General features: G+C 71.6%; 19 protein-coding genes. 9 read left to right on the forward strand and 10 right to left on the reverse strand.

What is annotated here, in order from left to right; genetic code table 11:
• Nucleotides 1-5: 5 nt before the first annotated feature.
• Together AB0B76_RS03085 and AB0B76_RS03090 are read left to right on the forward strand one after the other, a co-directional pair.
• Nucleotides 6-497 (forward strand): SigE family RNA polymerase sigma factor, encoded by a 492-nt coding sequence (locus AB0B76_RS03085; protein WP_360368331.1) that lies wholly within the window; start codon nucleotides 6-8, stop codon nucleotides 495-497.
• Nucleotides 488-1243, forward strand: coding sequence for a hypothetical protein (locus tag AB0B76_RS03090; RefSeq protein ID WP_360368334.1), 756 nt, complete (start codon nucleotides 488-490; stop codon nucleotides 1241-1243). Before AB0B76_RS03085 ends, AB0B76_RS03090 begins: the two co-directional genes overlap by 10 nt.
• Here the strand turns inward: AB0B76_RS03090 and AB0B76_RS03095 are convergent.
• The 4 genes from AB0B76_RS03095 to AB0B76_RS03110 all read right to left on the reverse strand — a co-directional run bounded on the left by AB0B76_RS03095 (nucleotide 1225) and on the right by AB0B76_RS03110 (nucleotide 5835).
• Nucleotides 1225-2502: a hemolysin family protein gene (locus tag AB0B76_RS03095; protein WP_360368337.1), complete on the reverse strand. Its 1278-nt coding sequence runs from the start codon at nucleotides 2500-2502 to the stop codon at nucleotides 1225-1227. The genes AB0B76_RS03090 and AB0B76_RS03095 overlap by 19 nt on opposite strands.
• Nucleotides 2503-2524: 22 nt before the next feature.
• Entirely contained in the window at nucleotides 2525-4075 is a 1551-nt protein-coding gene (locus tag AB0B76_RS03100; protein ID WP_360368340.1) for an AMP-binding protein, read from the reverse strand.
• Nucleotides 4076-4159: 84 nt separating this feature from the next.
• Nucleotides 4160-5374 carry an acyl-CoA dehydrogenase family protein gene (locus AB0B76_RS03105; protein ID WP_360368343.1) on the reverse strand — a complete coding sequence of 405 codons (1215 nt, stop codon included), beginning with the start codon at nucleotides 5372-5374 and terminating at the stop codon, nucleotides 4160-4162.
• Nucleotides 5375-5379: 5 nt separating this feature from the next.
• Complete coding sequence (locus AB0B76_RS03110; RefSeq protein WP_360368346.1) at nucleotides 5380-5835, reverse strand: SCP2 sterol-binding domain-containing protein; 456 nt, start codon at nucleotides 5833-5835, stop codon at nucleotides 5380-5382.
• Between the two features lie 67 nt (nucleotides 5836-5902).
• On the opposite strand from AB0B76_RS03110, the gene AB0B76_RS03115 reads away from it, so the two are divergent.
• Complete coding sequence (locus AB0B76_RS03115) at nucleotides 5903-6523, forward strand: TetR/AcrR family transcriptional regulator (RefSeq protein ID WP_360368349.1); 621 nt, start codon at nucleotides 5903-5905, stop codon at nucleotides 6521-6523.
• On the opposite strand, the gene AB0B76_RS03120 is transcribed toward AB0B76_RS03115, so the two are convergent.
• The gene (locus tag AB0B76_RS03120) at nucleotides 6520-7461 is read right to left on the reverse strand and encodes a rhomboid family intramembrane serine protease (protein WP_360368352.1); all 942 of its coding nucleotides are present in this window, start codon (nucleotides 7459-7461) and stop codon (nucleotides 6520-6522) included. The genes AB0B76_RS03115 and AB0B76_RS03120 overlap by 4 nt on opposite strands.
• 70 nt (nucleotides 7462-7531) lie before the next feature.
• Entirely contained in the window at nucleotides 7532-8071 is a 540-nt protein-coding gene (locus AB0B76_RS03125; RefSeq protein ID WP_360368355.1) for a peptidylprolyl isomerase, read from the reverse strand.
• A 224-nt stretch (nucleotides 8072-8295) separates the two neighbouring features.
• On the opposite strand from AB0B76_RS03125, the gene AB0B76_RS03130 reads away from it, so the two are divergent.
• Both AB0B76_RS03130 and AB0B76_RS03135 read left to right on the forward strand, forming a co-directional pair.
• Nucleotides 8296-8889 carry a hypothetical protein gene (locus AB0B76_RS03130; RefSeq protein WP_360368357.1) on the forward strand — a complete coding sequence of 198 codons (594 nt, stop codon included), beginning with the start codon at nucleotides 8296-8298 and terminating at the stop codon, nucleotides 8887-8889.
• 274 nt (nucleotides 8890-9163) lie between these two features.
• Nucleotides 9164-10129 (forward strand): hypothetical protein, encoded by a 966-nt coding sequence (locus tag AB0B76_RS03135; RefSeq protein WP_360368360.1) that lies wholly within the window; start codon nucleotides 9164-9166, stop codon nucleotides 10127-10129.
• A gap of 6 nt (nucleotides 10130-10135) precedes the next feature.
• On the opposite strand, the gene AB0B76_RS03140 is transcribed toward AB0B76_RS03135, so the two are convergent.
• The 3 genes from AB0B76_RS03140 to AB0B76_RS03150 all read right to left on the reverse strand — a co-directional run bounded on the left by AB0B76_RS03140 (nucleotide 10136) and on the right by AB0B76_RS03150 (nucleotide 13120).
• A complete protein-coding gene (locus AB0B76_RS03140; protein ID WP_360368363.1) occupies nucleotides 10136-11275 on the reverse strand; it encodes a magnesium and cobalt transport protein CorA in 1140 nt (379 codons plus the stop codon).
• A 246-nt stretch (nucleotides 11276-11521) separates the two neighbouring features.
• The gene (locus AB0B76_RS03145; protein WP_360368750.1) at nucleotides 11522-12625 is read right to left on the reverse strand and encodes a PLP-dependent aminotransferase family protein; all 1104 of its coding nucleotides are present in this window, start codon (nucleotides 12623-12625) and stop codon (nucleotides 11522-11524) included.
• Nucleotides 12626-12733: 108 nt separating this feature from the next.
• On the reverse strand, nucleotides 12734-13120 hold the full coding sequence (locus tag AB0B76_RS03150) for a CBS domain-containing protein (protein WP_360368366.1): 387 nt from the start codon (nucleotides 13118-13120) through the stop codon (nucleotides 12734-12736).
• A gap of 107 nt (nucleotides 13121-13227) precedes the next feature.
• Here AB0B76_RS03150 and AB0B76_RS03155 point away from each other — a divergent pair, with 107 nt between their 5' ends.
• Together AB0B76_RS03155 and AB0B76_RS03160 are read left to right on the forward strand one after the other, a co-directional pair.
• Nucleotides 13228-14664: a GuaB1 family IMP dehydrogenase-related protein gene (locus tag AB0B76_RS03155; RefSeq protein ID WP_360368369.1), complete on the forward strand. Its 1437-nt coding sequence runs from the start codon at nucleotides 13228-13230 to the stop codon at nucleotides 14662-14664.
• 95 nt (nucleotides 14665-14759) lie between these two features.
• The gene (locus AB0B76_RS03160) at nucleotides 14760-16103 is read left to right on the forward strand and encodes a hypothetical protein (protein ID WP_360368372.1); all 1344 of its coding nucleotides are present in this window, start codon (nucleotides 14760-14762) and stop codon (nucleotides 16101-16103) included.
• A gap of 26 nt (nucleotides 16104-16129) precedes the next feature.
• On the opposite strand, the gene AB0B76_RS03165 is transcribed toward AB0B76_RS03160, so the two are convergent.
• Nucleotides 16130-17281, reverse strand: coding sequence for a glycosyltransferase family 4 protein (locus AB0B76_RS03165; protein ID WP_360368375.1), 1152 nt, complete (start codon nucleotides 17279-17281; stop codon nucleotides 16130-16132).
• Between the two features lie 44 nt (nucleotides 17282-17325).
• On the opposite strand from AB0B76_RS03165, the gene AB0B76_RS03170 reads away from it, so the two are divergent.
• Together AB0B76_RS03170 and AB0B76_RS03175 are read left to right on the forward strand one after the other, a co-directional pair.
• Nucleotides 17326-18201 (forward strand): DNA-formamidopyrimidine glycosylase family protein, encoded by an 876-nt coding sequence (locus AB0B76_RS03170; protein ID WP_360368378.1) that lies wholly within the window; start codon nucleotides 17326-17328, stop codon nucleotides 18199-18201.
• Nucleotides 18202-18206: 5 nt separating this feature from the next.
• Nucleotides 18207-19646, forward strand: coding sequence for a DUF2142 domain-containing protein (locus tag AB0B76_RS03175; RefSeq protein WP_360368381.1), 1440 nt, complete (start codon nucleotides 18207-18209; stop codon nucleotides 19644-19646).
• The last annotated feature ends 144 nt before the right edge of the window (nucleotides 19647-19790 follow it).

A 19790-nucleotide genomic window follows, 5' to 3' on the forward strand; every position in this document is an offset into this window, starting at 1 on the left:
TCCACGTGACGCTCGATCAGTCCTACCGGGAGTACGTCGCCGGCAACCTCGAACGCCTGCGCCGCACGGCCTTCCTGCTGTGCGGCGACTGGCACACCGCCGACGACCTCGCCTCCACCGTGCTGGTGAAGCTGTACCGGCACTGGCGGCGGGCGACGCGCTTCGAGCACCTGGACGCGTACGTGCGCCGGATGCTCATGCGCGCCTGGCTCGACGAGCGGCGGCGGCCCTGGCGCCGGGAGACGGCCACCGAGGTGATGCCGGAGGCGTTCGCGCCCGGCCCCGACGCCGACCGCCGGCTCGCCGTGCTCTCCCTGCTGGGCTCGCTGCCCCCGCGCCGCCGGGCCGTGCTGGTCCTGCGGTACTTCTGCGACCTCTCCGTCGAGGAGACGGCCGCGGCGCTGGGCTGCAGCGAGGGGACCGTGAAGAGCCAGACGGCCCGGGCGCTGGAGTCGCTGCGGGCTCACATCGGCGAGGGAGAGGCACTGTGGACCTGAGAGCAGCGATGTGGGAGGCCAGCGAGGCTCCGCCCCCCACCGCGATCGACGTCGACCGGATCGTGGCCGGCGAACGCCGCCGCGCACGTGGCCTGCGGATGGCCGGCTTCGCCGCCGTCGTGACCGTGCTGGCCTTCGGCGCGACAATGCTGCCGCGGTACTTCGGCGAGAGCCTGGCCCCGCCGGTGGTGGCCGCGTCCGGTAGCGGATCGGCCCCGGTCAAGCCCCGGCCCGCCGGCTCGCACTCGATGTCCACCACGCCGCCGTGCGAGGTCAAGGCCGGCCAGGGAGACCCGCCGAGGCACCCGGTGACCGAGACGTGCGAGCAGGCCACGTCCCGGCTCGCCGCCACCTTCGGCGGGAACTTCCAGGAAGAGCTCGGCAACGACTGGCCGGCCCCGCGGTTCGTGCGGACCGCCGCGACCTCCGTGGGATACCTCGCGTCCTGGGACTACGACCGTGACGGCCACCCCTTCCACCTCAGTGTGTGGCTCTACGCCCGGCCGACGGACAACGCCGACTGGGTGGGCCGGCCGTGCGGGACCGGGTGCCGCACCGAGACGGTGGAGGGCCTGCCGGTAATGATCTCCGCCGGACCCCGGGTCCTGGTCTCCCGGCCCGACGGCACCGAGGTCGCCATCGTCGTCGAGTCCCAGGAGGCCGGGTACGTACCGCCGATCACCGAGGAGCAGGTGCTCAGGCTGGCCACGGCGCCGGAGATGACGCTCTATCCGACCGGCTCCTGAGCCCGCGCGGCCGTCACCGCGGTGATGGCGCGGCCGCGCACCTGCGAGACGGTGAACCGCCAGTCCTGGACGGTCACCGTCTCGCCGGGGGCGGTCGGCAGCTTGCCGAGGCGGGCCAGCACCAGGCCGGCCACCGTGGTGAAGGGCGCGTCCGGGGCGATCTCCAGCGGGATGCGCACGTCGTCGAGGTCATGGATCGGGAAGGTGCCCGGCAGCAGCACGCTGCCGTCGGCGTTGCGGCGCACGGGCGACCCGGTGTCGGGGCCGGGCAGCGCGCCGACCACCTCGGCGACGGCGTCGGTGAGGGTCACGATGCCGTCGATCGCCCCGCGCTCGTCGACGACCAGCGCCAGCTCCTGCCGCTCGGCCTTGAAGCGCTGGAGCGCGCCGGCGACCGGGAGCGACTCGGGCAGCAGCAGCGCCGGGCGCATGACGTCGCGCACCGTCGCGGCGGGCGCGGCCCGGACGAGATCGGCCCAGTGCACGATCCCGGTCGTGCTGTCGAGGTCGCCGTTCTCGATCACCGGGGCGCGGGCGTGGCCCGACGCGGCCAGCTCGGCAGCGGCCTGCGCGGCGGGCGTGCCGGCGTGAAGAGCGAAGACCAGCGGCCGTGGTACCAGCACAGCTCGCAGGCTGCGCGCCGTGATCTCGATCGCGCCGGAGATGATCTCGCGCTGCTGCCGCGTGAAGGCGGGCTGGGAGGCGACCAGGTCGCGCAGCTCCTCCGGGCCGATCTCGTCCTGCCGGCGGTGCGGGTCGGCCCCGGCCGCGCGCACGACGAGGTCGCTGGCCGACGCGAGCACCCAGTTGGCCGGGCGCAGGAGGGCCGAGAGCACCCGCAGCGGCCGGGCCACGGCCATCGCCCAGCCCTCGGCGCGCTGCATGGCGATCCGCTTCGGCGCGAGCTCGCCGATGACCAGGGTGACGAAGGTGAGCGCCAGGGTGACGAGCACGATCGCGACCGGGCCCGACGCCCCGCCGAGGAAGCTCAGCATCGGCTCGACCGGCTCGGAGAGGGACACCGCGGCGGTGGCCGAGGCCAGGAACCCGGCCAGCGTGATGCCGATCTGGATGGTGGACAGGAAGCGGTTCGGGTCGCGGGCGAGGCGGGCGAGCGCGCGCCCGGCGCCGTCGCGGCGCTCGAGGCGGCGCAGCTGCCCCTCGCGCAGGGAGATGAGCGCCATCTCGCTGCCGGCGAACGCGGCGTTGAGCAGGGTCAGCAGGAGAACCAGGGCCAGTTCGAACCAGACGTTGTCCATCGGACAACCCACGATAGCGGCCCTAGCTGGGGAAAAGCTGACGGCGAACGATCTTGCCGGTGGCGTTGCGGGGCAGCGCGGCGACGAAGTACACGTCCCGCGGCACGGAGAAGCGGGCCAGCCGGTGCCGCACGTACTCGCGCACCGCGTCGGCGTCGACCCGCTCGCCCGGGTGCAGCGCGATCCAGGCGGCGAGCCGCTGCCCGAACTCGACGTCGGGCACCCCGGCCACGGCCACCTCGCGGACCTGGGGCAGCTCGGCGATGACGTCCTCGACTGAGGCCGGGTACACGTTCTCGCCGCCGGAGATGACCATGTCGTCCTCGCGCCCGTCGACGAACAGCAGCCCGCCGGCGTCGAGGTGGCCGAGGTCGCCGGTCCCGATGAGGTCGCCGTGGTACTCGCGGCCGGTGCCGTTGGTGTAGCCCTCGAAGAGCATGTCGTTGCCGACGAAGATGCGCCCGATGACGCCCAGGGGCTGCGGGGTGCCCGCGGCGGACAGGATCGCCACCCGCGTGCCGTGCGGGGGGCGCCCGGCGGTGCCCGGCGCGGCGCGCAGCTCCTGCGGCACGGCGATCGAGGCCCACGAGGCCTCGGTCGAGCCGTAGAGGTTGTAGAGCACGTCGCCGTACACATCCATGAACCGTGTCGCCAGGGGGCCGGTCAGTGCCGAGCCCGAGACCGCGACCACCTTGAGCGTCGGCGTCCGGGTCGCGGGGGCTTCCAGGATTCGCTGGAGCATCACCGGTACCGCGAACAAAGAGGTGCAGCGGTGGGCGTTGACCGAGGCCAGGGCGTTCGCGGGCGCGAAGCGGCGGTTCAGCACGATGGTGCCGCGCAAAGCGAGGCAGAGCTGCAGAGCGGCCAGCCCCCAGGTGTGGAAGAGCGGCGCGGCCACGAACATCCGCTCGCCGGCGTTGAGCGGGATGCGCGACACGACCGTGGCGAGCGGGCCGAGCCCGGCCGGATTGCGGCGCCGGGCGCCCTTGGGTGCGCCGGTCGTGCCGCTGGTCAGCACCACGATCGAGCCCGGTTCGGCCGGCGGGGCGAGCTCGTCGGCGGGCGCGCGGTGGATGAGCTCCTCGAGTCGCTCGGTCGACTGCCGGGACAGATTCGGCGGTACCGCGGCCAGCATGCCCAGGAACGTCTCGTCGTGCAGCAGCAGCTGCAGGCCCTGATCGTGGGCGACCGCCTCGACCTGCGCGTTGCCCAGGCCGGTGTTGACGAGCACCGCCTGGGCGCCGAGCGCGACGACCGCCATCATCGACTCGATCATCGTCGCGGAGTTCTCGCACAGCAGCCCGACGCGGTCGCCGGGGCGGACGCCGAGCTCGACGCGCAGGGCGTTGGCGATGCGGCGGACCCGCAGGTCGAGCTCGCCGTAGGTGACCTGGCGGCGCTCGTCGATGATCGCGGGGCGGTTCGGGTCGCGGGCGGCGGCGGAGCGCATCTCGCCGTAGAGGCCGAAGCCCCAGCGGCGCAGCGCGTTGAGCTGGCGGACCATCCGGGCCGGGCTGGCGGGGTTGAGCACCTTGCGGCGGGCGAGCGTGCGCAGTACGAATCCGGCGTCCATCGGCGGCGGGACTCCTCGTTCTGATATTTCGGCCTATGAGGGGTAAGTCCGAAAACCTACCCCTCCGGCCGCTGGTGCGCGAGGTCAGCGGATGTACGTGCCGGAGATCGCACGGGCGATCACCAGGCGCTGGATCTCGCTGGTGCCCTCGAAGATGGTGTAGATCTTGGCGTCGCGGAACCAGCGCTCGACCGGGTGCTCCCGCAGGAAGCCCGCGCCGCCGAGGACCTGGACCGCCTTCTCGGTGACCGCGACGGCCACCTCGCCCGCCTTGAGCTTGCTCATCGAGCCCTCGCCGGCCTCGAAGACGCGGTTGTTGCGCCCCATCCACGCGGCCCGCCACACGAGCAGCCGGGCGGCGTCGATCTCCATGCGCATGTCGGCCAGGGCGAACGCGATGGCCTGGTTCTCGATGATCGGGCGGCCGAACTGCACGCGGCCCTTGGCGTACTCCAGCGCGTACTCGTACGCGGCCCGCGCCACGCCGAGCGCCTGCGCGCCGACGGCCGGGCGGGACAGCTCGAAGGTACGCATCGCCGCCTGACCCTGCGCCTTGCGACCCTCGCGGGCCCGGGCCAGCCGCTCCTGGAGCGCCTCCCGGCCGCCGAGCACGAGCTCGCCGGGGACCCGCACGTCGTCGAGGAACACGTCGGCCGTGTGGGAGGCGCGCAGGCCGAGTTTCTTGAGCTTCTTCGTGCCGTTGAGCCCGGGGGTGCCCGGCGGCACGATGAACGCGGCCTGGCCCCGCGAGCCCAGCTCGGGCTCGACGCTGGCCGTCACCACGTGCACGTTGGCGATCCCGCCGTTCGTCGCGTACGCCTTCTGGCCGGTGATCACCCACTCGTCCGCGGCCTCGTCGTAGCGGGCGCGGCTGCGCATCGAGCCGACGTCGGAGCCGGCCTCGGGCTCGGTGGTGCAGAACGCGGCGACCTTCGGGTCGTCGACGTCGCCGAAGCACTGCGGCACCCACTCCACCATCTGGTCGGGCGTGCCGCTGCCGTAAATCGCGGCCACGGCCAGGCTGGTGCCGAAGATGGCCATGCCGATGCCGGCGTCGCCCCAGAAGAGCTCCTCGTTGGCGAGGCACAGGGAGAGGCCGGACGGGTCGGCCCAGGCGTTGGCGAGGAACTCGAAGCCGTACAGGCCGATCTTCGCCGCCTCCTGGATCACCGGCCAGGGGGTCTCCTCGCGGGCGTCCCACTCCGCGGCGGCCGGGCGCACGACCTCGGCCGCGAAGCCGTGCACCCAGTCGCGGAGATCCCGCTGTTCCTCGTTCAGGTCGAGCGAGAACTCGGGCATGGCGATCAGGCCTTGGGGATGTCGAACAGGTTCGCGATGTTGGCGGCGAGGCCCAGGTCGCCCTTGGCCTTGAGCTTGCCGGTCATGAACATCATCATGGGGTTGCCGACGCCGGCGACGACCTTGAGGAAGTCGACCGGGCCGACGGTGATCGAGAGCTTCGGGTCCTGGTCGGGGCTCGGCGACAGCGTGCAGGCGCCATTGGCGATGACCAGCTCGTAGGAGTCGGTGCCGCCGTCCGGCGCACCGGTGATGTTCCAGTGGATGATCGCGTTGGTCGAGCCGGCGCGGTCGGCGCGGAACAGCTCCGGGAACCGGGAGAAGATCGTGTCCAGGATCGTCTTGCGCTGCGGGCTGCTCATGAGGTCGGCCAGCTGCGAGTCCGGCGCGTTCTTCACCAGCTGCGCGAACTGCTTCGGGTCGATGTTGTTGAAGTCGCCCAGGGCGTCGAGGTCGGACATGATGAGCCCTTCATTCGGGATAAGCTACTCGTGCGTAACCTTACGCACGAGTAGGTAAGGTGGCAAGATGCTGAAACGCCTCCCGCGCGTCGTGCGCGAGCAGCAGATGCTCGACGCCGCGGTGAAAGTCTTCTCCAGGCGCGGCTTCCACGCCGCGTCGATGGACGAGATCGCGGAGGTGGCCGGCATCTCCAAGCCGATGGTGTACGCGTACCTCGGCACCAAGGACGAGCTGTTCCTGACCTGCCTGCAGCGCGAGGCGACCCGGCTCATGGAGGCGGTCGCGGCCGGCGTGGTGCCCACCGCGCGCCCCGACGAGCAGCTGTGGAACGGGCTGCGGGCGTTCTTCGCGTTCGTCGGCGCGCACCGCGACGGCTGGCAGGTGCTCTACCGCCAGGCCCGCAGCGAGCCGCCGTTCGCGGCCGAGCTCTCGGCGATGCGCACCCGGATCGTGGAGCTCGTCGCCGGCCTGCTCGAGGGCGCCTGGGCCCAGGCCGAGGCGAACCGCACCGCCGGGGCCGACGACTTCCTCGCGATGGCCTTCGCCTACGTGGGTGCGGCCGAGTCCCTCGCGGACTGGCTGGCCGACCACACGGAGGAGGACCCGGAGCACACGGCGACCCGGATGATGAACTTCGTCTGGGTCGGCGCGGACGCGCTGCTGCAGGGCCGCGTCTGGCGGGCCTAGCTCATCCCGACCGCCGGCACCTGGGTCAGGCCCACGCCCACCAGCGCGCCGAGCAGCAGCAGGGTGCCCACCACGGTCGCGATGTGCATCGCGTTGCGGTGCTTGGGCGGGGCATAGGCGAACCCGGCCGCCACCACCGCCCCGACGATCAGCCCGCCGACGTGCGCCTGCCAGGAGATGTACTGGCTGAAGCTGAACGTCACCACGAGGTTGAAGATCAGCACGGGCACCACGCTGGCGATGCTCAGCCGCATCTTGCGCAGGATCACGATGAGCGCGGAGAACATGCCGAACACCGCGCCCGACGCGCCGGCGCTGGCCACGTTCGGTGCGGCCAGGAGGAAGACGAGCACGCCGCCGCCGAGACCGCAGAGCAGGTACAGCGCCAGGAAGCGGGCCCGCCCGAGCGCCGTCTCCAGGGGCCGGCCGAGCACCCACAGCGCCCACATGTTCATCGCCAGGTGCAGCAGCCCGTAGTGCAGCCACATGGCCGTGAAGATCTGGTAGAAGTTGCCGTCGGCGACGCTGTCGCCCGCGACCCGCACGCCCGAGCGGGTGGCGAAGTACGGCACCTCGGCGCCCCAGTCGTGCAGCGGCGTCGACCCGCCGAGCAGGCCGCCGAGCCCGCCGCCGCCGAGGCCGTCCGCGGCGCCGCGGCCCGCGCTGATGATCCCGATGATGAAGACCATCACGTTGATCACGATCAGCGTCATGGTCACCGTGCCGGCCGAGCCGGCCTGGGTGCCGCCGAACGCCGTGCGGGCCTGCCGCTGCGTGCGGCTGCCCTCGCGGACGCAGTCCGGGCACTGGAACCCGACCGAGGCCTCGTTCATGCAATCGGGGCAGATCGGCCGTTCACACCGGGTGCACCGGACGTACGTCTCGCGGCTGGGGTGCCGGTAGCAGACGGGGACCACGTTCGCCGGCGGCTGAGTCATGCTGACAAGGTTAGCCAGAACTCACCCACGGCCCGGCGGCGCGCGGCCCCGTCCGTTTCCCGTGGTCGTCTCAGCTGGTGCGCTCGACCGTGACGCTGTTGATCACGATGTCGTTCACCGGGCGGTCCATACGGCCCGTCTGGGCGGCGGCGATCTGGTCGACGACCTTGCGGGAGTCGTCGTCGGCGACCTCGCCGAAGATCGTGTGCTTGCCGTTGAGGTGCGGGGTCGGCCCGACGGTGACGAAGAACTGCGACCCGTTGGTGCCCTGGCCGAAGCGCACGCCGGCGTTGGCCATGGCCAGCAGGTAGGGCCGGTTGAACTGCAGCTCCGGGTGGATCTCGTCGTTGAAGTTGTAGCCCGGGCCACCGGTGCCGGTGCCCGTCGGGTCGCCGCCCTGGATCATGAAGCCGCTGATCACGCGGTGGAAGATGACGCCGTCGTAGTACGGGCCCTTGCCCGCCTCGCCCGTGCGCGGGTCCGTGTAGTCCTTGGTGCCCTCGGCGAGCTCCACGAAGTTGCGCACGGTCTTCGGGGCGCGGTTGGGGAACAGCTCAAGCCGGATATCGCCGACATTCGTGTGCAGCGTCGCGAACAGTTGCTCGGCCACCAGTTCTCCCTTTCCTTGGTGACATTCCGTCATCACGGTATCCGACGCGGATTCTGCCGGTTCCGGGTGTACGGGGGCCCCGTTGGATGCAGGATCAACTGCAGCGGGCCTGGCCGTGAGGTTCCCCCTGGTCGGATCGGGGTAACCGGGGATGGACGGATATCGCGCCTCGGGAGGTGGAGCAAGTGTTTCGACGTCGTCAGGTGCAGTCGCACACCCGGCTCATGAAGGACGAGCTCGGGGAGAGCCTGGACCACCTGCGGATGGCCGCGGCGCATGCCGCCGATGGCGCTTCGGGCGCCTTGGCGCCACGCGTCGATGCGGCTCGCAAGGTGGTGAAGCCGCGGCTGGACAACGGCCTGAACATGGCCATGGGCAGCATGGAGTCGGCCATGGACCTGGCGCGCCAGCGCGGGAGGCAGGCCGGGCGCCAGGCGGAGAAGATGAGCCGCAAGGGCCGGAACAAGCTGATGCGCCAGGAGCAAAAGAAGTCGCGGCGGCTGCCGATGGCGATCGGCGGCATGATGATCGCGGGTACGGCCGTGGCCGCGGCCGCGTACATGCGCCGGCGCCGTGACGAGCGGACGTGGGACGAGTACGGCGCGACGCGCACGACCGGTGACACCGGCTCGATGCTCGACGCCGCCAAGCAAACCATGGACGCCGGCGTCGACAAGGCCCGCACGATGGGGGAGGCGGCCAAGGACCGCGCCTCCGACCTGATCGGGCACAAGGGCACCAACGAGGGCCCGGGTGGCACCGCCGAGTACGACAAGCACCCGATGCCGCACACGATCTCGAAGAACGGTCGCTCGTAGTCGTAGTAGCCCGATCACGCAGACGGCCCGTCCCCGGCCACGGGGGACGGGCCTTGCTGTTTCTCGCGCTTCGCTCCCCATTGGGGGAGCTCCGCTCCACCCAAACCCCCTCCCCCACGTGGGTCGCCGTCCCGCGGACCGCACCGACTCGCACGTCCTTCGTGACGTGCGCCTCGGTCCCCTTTGGTTCGGGACCTTTGGCCCTTCGGCCGTCCCCGGGCCTGGCCGCACGCTTCAGGGCGTATGGGAGTCCTCCGGATCGGGGTGGGTGCACATGTTGGCGCACGAGAAGTGGTTTGTGCCGGACGCCGGGGGTTATCCGACGGACTGGGCGTTCGTGCTGCGACCCGTCACCGCCGCGTTGCTCCTCGCCGTGCTGCTGGCCACCGCGTTGTGGCGTTACGTCGCGGTGCGGTTCCTGCCCGCGCCGGAGTTGAAGGTTCTGCGGTTCTTCGGGCGGGTCGTGCCCTACGTGCCGCGGCTGCTGGCCATTCACCTCGGGGTCTCGCTGCTCGCGGCCGCCGTCTCCGGGCACTTCCTGACCCATGATCTCGACGTCGACGAGCTGGCCGGGGGATCGGCGCTGCTGCTGTTCGAGGGGGCGCTCGGAGTCTGGTTCATCACCGGGATCCGGCTGCGACCGGCGGCCATTCTGCTCGCGCTGACCGGGCCGATGGCGCTGCTGCTCACGGGGCCCGTCGGGCTGCTCTCGGCGATGGATCTGCTCGGCGTCGCGGTGTTCCTGTCGTTCGTTCCGCCGTCCGATGCCGCGTTCGGGCGCGTCGAGCCCGACCCGGCGACGCTGCGGAAGGCCCTGCTCGCGCTGCGCCTCGGCGCCGGTGGGGCGCTCGTCACGCTCGCGTTCGCCGAGAAGCTCGCCAACCCGGCGCTGGCCCGCGAGACGCTGCGGATGTTCCCGCGCCTGGACGTGTTCGCGCTCGTCGGCATCCACGTGCCGGTCGACACGTACGTCGCCGTCGCCGGCGCCACCGAGCTGCTCTTCGGCCTGCTCGTCATCTCCGGCGCCCTGCCGCAGGCCGCGGTCCTCGTCGCCGGCATCCCGTTCAACGCGACGCTGCTGCTCTTCGGGGGCACCGAGATGCTCGGGCACCTGCCGGTGTACGGCGTGTTCCTGACCCTGCTCGCCTACGGCTCCAACCCGGCGACCGCCCGGCTGGTGCGCTGGCTGCCCCGGCTGCGCGGCCGCACCCCGGCCCCGGCACCGGTGCTGACCTCCTGAGCAGGCCTACAGCCAGCCGCTTCGTCTGAAGCCCCAGAACAGGGCCCCGCTCCCGGCGAGCATCAGGGCCATCACGCCGGGGTAGCCGAAGACCCAGTGGGTCTCGGGCATGTAGTCGAAGTTCATGCCGTAGATGCCCGCGATCGAGGTCACGACGGCGGCGATGGCGGCCCAGGCGGCGATCTTGCGCATGTCGTTGTTCTGGTCGACGCTCACCTGGGCCAGGCGCGCGGCCAGGACCGAGTTGATCACGTCGTCGAGGTACAGCGTCTGCTCCACGGCGCGGGCGAGGTTGTCGGCCACGTCGCGGAAGTAGCGGCGGATCTCGTCCGGCATGTCGGCCAGGTTGCTGGCGACCAGGCCGTTCATGGGGCGCTGGAGCGGCAGTACGGCCCGCTTGAACTCCATCAGCTCGCGCTTGAGCTGGTAGATGCGCTGGATGCGGTCGGCGCTGCGGCGGCCCCGGTTGCCCTGGGGGCTGAACACCTGGTCCTCGACCGCGGCGACGTCCTCCTCGATGTTCTGCGCGACGTCCACGAGCGTGTCGACCACGCTGTCGGCGACCGCGTACGCGACCGCCCACGGGCCGCGGGCCAGCACCTCCTGCCGCCGCTCCAGCCCCGAGCGGACGGGGGCGAGCCGGCTGGCGTCGCCGTGCCGGACGGTGATGATGAAGTGCTCGCCGATGAACATCAGCACGTCGCCGGTCTCGACCACCTCGCTGGTGTCGGTGAGCTCGTCGTGCTCGACGTACCGGGCCGTGCGCATGGTCAGGAAGATCATCTCGCCGTACTGCTCGACCTTCGGCCGCTGCCGCGAGAGCACGGCGTCCTCGACCGCGAGCTCGTGCAGCTGGAACGTCTCCGCGATCGCCGCCATCTCCGCGGCCTGCGGCTCCTTGAGCCCGATCCACACGAAGCCCCGGTGCCGCCGGGCCGCGTGCAGGGCCTCGGTGTAGTTGCGCTCGCCGGGCTGGCGGATGCCGTCGATGTACAGGGCACAGTCCACGATCGCGCTGCGCTCCGGCGCGGACGGGGACTTGTCGGTGAGCGGCGCGGAGTTGTTGAGCATCCGCGACATCGCCCGGACCGGCCGGGACAGCGCGCGCTGCAGTGCACCGGAGTTGGGGTGCTGTTCGTCGGCCATCTCGACCTCCCGGGTGGGACGGGGGCCGGCCCGCACGATGTTGGCACCGGGCGGACCGACCGCAGGTGGGGGGTGGGGGCGCGGTCGGCCCACCCGGTGCCGTTGGGGGGCGGGGGGTGATGCCTTTGCGGCGCACTCGTAAAGCGCGCCGGGCTGGATTTTGATCCATCCGGTACCGGCTGGGGAACCACCCCCACCATCACGGTTTGGTGTCAGGTTCCTTGGAATGCTGCCGCGCGGTAAACCTCAGGCGGACTTGCGCACGGCCTCGATCGCCGCGGCCAGGCGCTGCACGCCCTCCTCGACCTGGTCGGTCAGCACCGCCGAGAACGCCAGGCGCACCGAGTGCCGCCCGCCCTCGAGCAGGAAATCGGAGCCCTTGACCACGGCCACGCCGAAGTCCTGGGCCGCCACCTTCTCCAGCTCGGTGGTGTCGACGTCGTCGGGCAGCTCCACCCAGAGGAAGTAGCCGCCGTCCGGCTCCACGAAGGTGGCGTCGGGGATGTGCTTGCGCAGCCCGTCGGCCAGCAGGCGGGCCCGCTCGCCCAGCGTCGTGGCGACCTTCTCGATCGAGCGCTCGATGTCGCCGCTGACGCAGAACTGGTGCGTCACCGCCTCGGCCACCATGCTCGGCGAGATGTAGATCGTCGTCGCCTTCTTGGCGATGCCGCCGATCGTCGTCTTCGGCCCGACCAGGTAGCCGACCCGCAGGCCGGGCGCGATGGTCTTGGTGAACGAGCTCGCGTGCACCACGACGCCGGCGGTGTCCTGGGACAGCATCGTCGGCAGCTTCTCGCCCCGCCAGCGGATGTCCGCGTACGGGTCGTCCTCGAAGATCGTGAAGCCGTACTCCTGGGCCAGCGTCAGCAGCTCGGACCGCTTGCGCGCCGAGAGGGTGACCCCGGCCGGGTTCTGGAAGTTCGGGATGATGTGCGCCAGGACCGGGCGGACGCCGCTGTCGAGCAGCACGCGCAGCTCGGCGACGTCGATGCCGTCGGCCTCGAGCGTGACCGGGTGGACCTCGGCGCCCAGGTTGCGCAGGTTGAGCAGCGTGCGGTCGTAGGTGGGCTTCTCCACGACGACCGCGTCGCCCGGCTTCACCAGGTGCTCGAAGAGCAGGGCATCGGCCTGCATCGAGCCGTTGGTCACGATGACCTGGTCGGCCTCCACGCCGTGCTTCCCGGCGATCCACGTGCGCAGCGGAAGGTAGCCCACGGACGTGCCGTAGGCCGTGATGCCGGCCGGGTCCGCCTCGAAGGCGCGGACAGCGGCCGCCTTGAGCCCGTCGACGTCGATGATGTCGAGACTGGGCGCGCCACGAGCGAAAGAAATCAGCTGCATGTCTGGCAGCCTACGCACGCGCGGGCTGACCGTTCAGCCGAGTTCCCGCCCTCCACCTGGGGTGTAACGCGCCGGTCCCGCCGTTCTTGCGGTGGTCCGGGGCCGGCGCGCCAGATTTCACGCCGAGATTGATGTCTGGACCCAGACTCGCATGATGTCGCGCACGGAAATGACTCCCAACACATCGTCGCCGTCGAGCACGACCAGGTGACGGAAGCCGCCGCGGACCATGGCGGCCGCGGCCTCCTCGATCGTCCACGCCGGGCCCGCGTAGACGACCTCCCAGGTGATGTGGTCGGCCGTCCGCTCGACGTCGGGGTCGAGGTCGGTGCCGATCGCGTTGAGGATGTCCCGCTCGGTGATGATGCCCACGCCGGAGCCGTCCGGGTCGAGGACGATCGCCGAGCCGACCTTCCGCCGGGCCATGAGCCCCGCGGCCTGCCGGAGGGTGTGGTCCGGGCCGAGTTGCACGACGGCCGTCGACATCGCTTCGTGTACCTGCATTGGTGATCACTCCTCGCGAGGGCACGGTTACGGCAAATGGTCCCGTGCTACCCGCGAAGTCTCAAGACCTGCTCACCCGCGGGTGCGGGCAGATACAGTTGGCCAACGTGCGGTTTCTCAATGACCAGATGCCCGGCTACGACCTGACCTACGACGACGTCTTCATGGTGCCGAGCCGCTCGGCGGTGGAGTCGCGGATGCAGGTCGACCTCACCACCCGCGACGGCAGCGGCACGACGATCCCGATCATCGTGGCGAACATGACCGCCGTCGCCGGGCGCCGGATGGCCGAGACCGTGGCCCGCCGCGGCAGCCTCGCGATCATCCCGCAGGACATCCCGATCGACGTCGTCGGCGAGGCGGTGTCCTGGGTCAAGCAGCGCCACCTCGTGCACGACACCCCGATCACCCTCGGCCCGACCGAGACCGTCTCGCTCGCCCTCGACCTGCTGCCGAAGCGGGCCCACGGCGCGGTGATCGTCGTGGAGGACGGCCGCCCGGTCGGCGTGGTGACCGAGGCCGACTGCGTCGACGTCGACCGCTTCAGCCAGCTGCGCAGCGTCATGTCGAGCAACCTGCTCACCCTGCCCGACGACGTGACGCCGGAGGAGGCGTTCAACCGCCTCACGGCCGGCCACCACCGCCTGGCCCCGGTCATCGACCCCGCGGGCCGGCTGGTCGGCATCCTCACCCGCAACGCCGCCCTGCGCGCCACGCTGTACTCCCCGGCCGTCGACGGCGAGAACCGGCTGCGCATCGGCGCCGCGATCGGCATCACCGGCGACGCCGCCGGCCGCGCCGACAAGCTGCTCGCCGCCGGGGTCGACGTGCTCGTCGTGGACACCGCGCACGGCCACCAGGAGCGGATGATCAGCACCCTGCGCGCGGTGCGGGCGCTCAACCCGTCGGTGCCGGTCGTGGCCGGCAACGTGGTCACCAGCCAGGGCGTCGCCGACCTGCTGGCCGCGGGCGCCGACATCGTCAAGGTGGGCGTCGGCCCCGGGGCCATGTGCACGACCCGGATGATGACCGGTGTCGGCCGGCCCCAGTTCTCCGCGGTGCTCGAGTGCGCCGAGGAGGCGCGCCGCCACGGCGGGCACGTGTGGGCCGACGGCGGCGTCCGCCACCCGCGCGACGTGGCCCTGGCCCTCGCCGCCGGCGCGTCCAACGTGATGATCGGCTCCTGGCTGGCGGGCACCCACGAGTCGCCGGGCGACCCGCGCCGCGACCCCGACGGCCGGCTCTACAAGGAGAACTTCGGCATGGCCTCGGCCCGGGCCGTGAGCCGCCGCACCGCCGACGACAGCGTCTACGAGCGGGCCCGCAAGGCCCTGTTCGAGGAGGGCATCTCGACCTCGCGGATGTACCTCGACCCGCGCCGCCCGGGCGTGGAGGACATCCTCGACGCGATCGTCGCCGGCGTGCGCAGCGCGTGCACCTACGCGGGCGCCGCGGATCTGGCCGAGTTCGCCGAACACGCCACGGTGGGTGTGCAGAGCGCCGCCGGCTACGCCGAAGGCAAGCCCCTCGATGTCAGCTGGTAGGAGACCTCGGATTTACCTCAAAGACCGGATAGTCGGGTGTCCCGCAGGTCACGTAAGGTGCACGTCGTGAACTTCGCTCGCGACCCCCTCGGCTTGTGACCCGCGGGCCGTTGCTGCGCCGTTTGCAGGGGCTGCGCGGCGCGTCACGATTCGTCGGTGCGGGTCTGCTCGACCAGGTCGTGATCGCCGCGGCCAACTCGGCGAACACGCTCCTGGGCGGCATCCTGCTGCCCAAGGAGCAGTTCGGCGCGCTCGCCCTGGCGCTCGCCGTCGGGTACTTCGCCATGTACCTCAACCGTGCCATCGTCGGCGACGTCCTGCTCGCGCTCGCGTCCCGCTACGACGGCGAGCCGCGCATCCGGCTGGCCCGCAACGGCCTGGCCACCGCGCTCTGCTCCGGTCTCGTCACGACCGTCGTGTTCGTGGTGCTGTGGGCGGCGTGGCCGAATCGCGGCGAGATCGACCTGCACCAGCTCATCTGGCTGGCGCCGTTCATGGTGCCGATCATGCTGCACGACACCGCGCGCTGTGACTACCTGGCCGACCGGCGGCCGGACAAGGCGCTCGGCATCGATATGGTCTGGGCCGGCACCCAGGCCGTCATGGTCGCGATCATGGTCGCCACGCACACCTCCAGCGCGGGCGGGCTGCTCGCGGTCTGGGGCGTCGGCGCGACCGCCGGCATCACCGTCTACCTGCTGCGCGAGCGGCGCCTGCCGTGGCAGGGCCAGCCGCTGGCCTGGCTGGCCGAGACCCGCCACCTGTCGAGCTGGTTCACCATCACCGCGGTCGTCGCCCAGGTGCAGGTGCTGGCGATCAGCTTCGTCGTGGCCGGACGCCTGTCCAAGATCGACCTGGGCAACCTGCGCTTCGTGCAGACGGTGCAGCTGCAGCCGGTACAAAATCTGATCACCGCCATCCAGAGCCTGCTGGTGCCGCGGGCCTCCCGCAACGCCGCCGCGGCGGCCCGGCCCGGCCCGGAGGGAGTGGAGGCGGCCGCGGCCCTGCGCCGGCAGACCCGCACCCTCGCGACCGCGTTCGCCGTGCTGGGCGCGCTGATGGTGCTGATCGTCTGGCCGGTCGTGTCGTGGGTGCTCGTCCACACGCACAAGTTCTCCGAGGCCGCCCCGCTGGCCCTGCCGATCGCCCTGCAGGGGGCGGTCTACCTGCTGCAGGTGCCGTTCACGGCGGCCATGCGCGGCATGCACCGGGCCCGGATGCTGTTCCTGCAGTACGTCGTGTTCGCCGTCGTCTCGCTGAGCGGCCTGACGCTCGGGGCCGAGTACGGCGGCCTGCACGGCGCCGCCTGGGGCCTGCTCACCGGCTCGACCGCGGGGCTGATCTGCATGGTGATGCTCTACATGTACGCCGTGCGCTGGGTCGGCCCGCCCGCCGGCAGTCCGGCTCCGGCCCGCCCGGCCGCCCCGCAAAACGCCTGAGCTGGTGGAGCGGAGCTCCCCCCAACTCAGCGGGTAACGGCGCGGTACACCTCGATCAGGCGCTCTGTCAGCACGTCCGGAGAGAATTGCGACTCGTAACGGGCCCGGGCCACCGGGGCCAGCGCGGCGGCGCCGTCGCGGGCCTTCAACAACCCCTCGGCCAGAGCGGCGGGCTCCGGCTCCACGACCCAGCCCGCGTCGCCGGCCAGGTAGGGCAGGCCGCCCCGGTCGGTGACGAGCACCGGCCGGCCCCCCGACAGTGCCTCGAGCACGATCGTCGGCAGCACGTCGTGCCAGGTGGAGGCGGCGATCACGCACGCCGCCCGGGCGATCTCGGCGCGTACCCCCGCGTTGTCGATCGGCCCGAGGTACGTGACGTCGGAGCGGGTCGCCGCGGCGCGCTCGGCCAGCGGGCGCAGCGGGCCGTCGCCAGCGATGCGCAGCGGGCCGAGTGCCCCGTCCTCGTGCCGTGACCAGGCGTCCAGCGCCAGCTCCAGGCCCTTCTCGGGGGTGAGCCGGGCGGCGTAGAGGAACCCGTCGCCGGGGGCGGTGGCCGCGCCCGCGTCGGGGATGCCGTTGGGCTTGACGGTGATCCGCTCGGCCGGGATGCCGAAGTCGGTCAGGTGCGCGGCGATGCGGTCGGTGAGCGCGATGAAGTGGTCGACCTGCTTCCACGTGCCGCGGTGGTACGCCAGCGTCGCCGCCATCACCGCGGACTGCGCCTTCGAGCCCCGGTAGCACGTGTGCGTCACGGCCGGCAGGGGGAACGCCTTGCCGCGGCACTCGGTGCAGATGCGGCCGTCGCGGAAGTACAGGCCGGGCGCGCACACCTGGCGGTAGTTGTGCACCGTGTGCACGACCGGGACGCCGTGCGCGTGGGCCGTCTTCACCACCGTGGGTGACAGCAGGGGATACGGGTTGTGAAGGTGTACGACGTCCGGCTTCTCGCTCTTCAGGAGCGTGGCGAGCGCCTTCTGTGACTCCCCGTTGCGGATCGGTGACAGGGGCAGCAGCACCTTCTGCGCCGTGGAGAACGTGCCGATCTCGTCGGAGCTGCGCAGGAACGGCAGCACGGTGACCCCGGCCGCGCCGAGCTGCGCGATCTCGGCGTCGACGATCACGTTCTCGCCGGAGGGCTGCCCGGACGCGTATCGATTGTGTGCGACGACCACCTTCATGATGAAGAAAGCCTACGGACCCCCGGGTGAGGCAGACTGTACGGGTGCCCGAGCTTCCCGAGGTCGAGGCGCTCGCCGCGTTCCTGCGGGAGCGTGCCGCCGGCCACACCATCGACCGCATCGAGGTCTCCTCGCTGAGCGCGCTGAAGACCTTCGACCCCCCGATCACGGCCGCGGCCGGCCAGCCGATCACCGGCGCCTCCCGGCACGGCAAGTTCCTCGACGTGCATGTGGGATCCCCGGAACCAGACACTGCCCTGCACCTCGTGGTTCATTTGGCCCGTGCGGGGTGGTTGCACTACCGCGACGCGTTCAACGCCAAGACCCCGCTCAAGCCCGGGTCGGGCCCGATCGCCGTGCGCGTGCGCCTCGACGACGAGTCCGGCTTTGACCTGACCGAGGCGGGGACGAAGAAGAGCCTCGCGGTGTACTTCGTGAAGGACCCTCGCCTCGTCCCCGGCATCTCCCGCCTCGGGCCCGACGCCCTCGCGGTGAACGCGGACGAGTTCGCCGCCGCGATGCGCTCCCGCAAGGGCCAGATCAAGGGCGTCCTGACCGACCAGACGATCCTCGCCGGGGTCGGCAACGCGTACTCCGACGAGATCCTGCACGCCGCGAAGATGTCCCCGTTCGCGCTGACCAGCAAGATCCCGGACGAGGCGATGGCCCGGCTGCACGCGGCGATGCGCACCGTGCTCACCGACGCCGTCGGGCGCTCGGTCGGGCAGAAGGCGGCCACGCTCAAGTCCGAGAAGCGCTCCGGCCTGGCCGTCCACGCGCGCACCGGGCTGCCGTGCCCGGTCTGCGGCGACACGGTCCGCGAGGTGTCGTTCGCGGACACGTCGCTGCAGTACTGCCCGACCTGCCAGACGAACGGCAAGCCCTTAGCGGACCGGCGGCTGTCGAAGCTCGTACGCTGACCGCCGTGCGTCGTGCGTTCCTCTTGGCCTTCGCGGCCTTCTTCCTCCTCGGTGCGGCCTGGGCCCTCGCCCTGCCGGTGAACGGGACCTACGACGAGAAGCAGCACCTCGTCCGGGCCTACGCGGTGTGGACGGGCCAGTGGCTGCCGCACGAGCGGACCGCGGACGCGAGCGGCATCGAGACCAGCGCGTTCACCGGCCCGCGCAGCCTGCTGCCGGAGAACGCCGACTGCACCTGGATCGACAAGCCCGCCTACCACCCGGCGAGCTGCCTGGTGACGGTCGGCGACCACGCGGACACGCTGGTGCCGAGCGCGGCCGCGCGGTACAGCCCGGTCTACTACGCCCTCGTCGGCCTGCCGCTGCGGATCAGCCCCGACGGCACCGGCCTGATCTGGGCCCGGCTGCTGTCCGCGGCGCTGTCGGCGGCCCTGCTCGCGGCGGCGGTGGCGATCGCGCCCGGCCGGCTGGAGCGGCTGGCCGTGGTGCTGGTCACGACCCCGATGCTGGCGAACCTGGCCGGCTCCCTCAACCCCAACGGGCTGGAGATCGCCGCGGCCGTGCTGCTGTTCGTGGCGCTGCTGCACCGCCGGTGGGGGCTCGCCGGGGCCGGGGCCGCGCTGCTGTTCACCGTGCGGGACCTGGGGCCGTTCTTCGCGCTCGCCGCCGTGCTCGTCGCGCTCTTCGTGACCGGGCAGCATCCGCGGGTACTGCGGCAAAGGGCGTTTCTCGTTCCGGCCGCGCTCGGCGCCGCGTTCGCGGTGTTCTGGGCCGCGGTCGCCTCCCGCGGCAGCGATCTCGTGCCGGGCCGGCCGGTGCCGCCGACGACCTCCGGCGCGATCCTCTCCGACATCGCGCACGGCCGCGCCGAGTTCTGGGCCCGTCAGATCGTGGGCCAGTTCAACTACGGCGAGACCACGATCTCGATCGCCGTCATCGCGCTGTGGTACCTGCTGTGCGCCGCCCTGGTCCTGCCCGCCCTCGTGCTCGGCGACCGGCGCCTGCGGCTCGGCATCGGGGCCGCCTTCCTCGGCAGCGCGGCGCTGCTGGTGGCCCTGGAGCTGTACTTCGCGCCGAAGGTCGGCCAGTTCGCGCACGGGCGGTACGTGATGCCCCTCGGCGTCGGCGTGCTCCTCCTCGCACCGTTGGCCACCGGTTACACAGGGTGGCTGTCGTCCTCGCGGTGGCTGGAGTGGGCGCTTGTGGCCGCGGCGGCGCTGACGGTACCGATGCAGCTCTATGCCCTGGCCCGGGTCATGACCCGCTTCCAGCGCGGCATCTCGGCCGGGCTAAACCCCTTCGGGGGAGCGTGGTCGCCCCCGCTGGGCACCCTCGTGCCGCTTCTGTGTGCTTTGGTGGGTGCTGGGCTACTCGGGGTGATTGTCACGCGCAGTTCTGTCCGCCCTACGCCAGTGCACTCGACAGCCAACACGTTCAGCAACTAGTGTCGGCCGGTCGTCATCGGTTGCTACGGCGCTCATGGGACACTTTGCACGTGCTTTCCGGTGTCCGTGAACCAGCAGCAACCACGGACTTAGTCGTAACCGGCCGAGCAGAGCTGTGCCGCGATCACTGCGTCGCGGCACGAG

It is taken from the genome of Dactylosporangium sp. NPDC049140 (assembly GCF_040648435.1).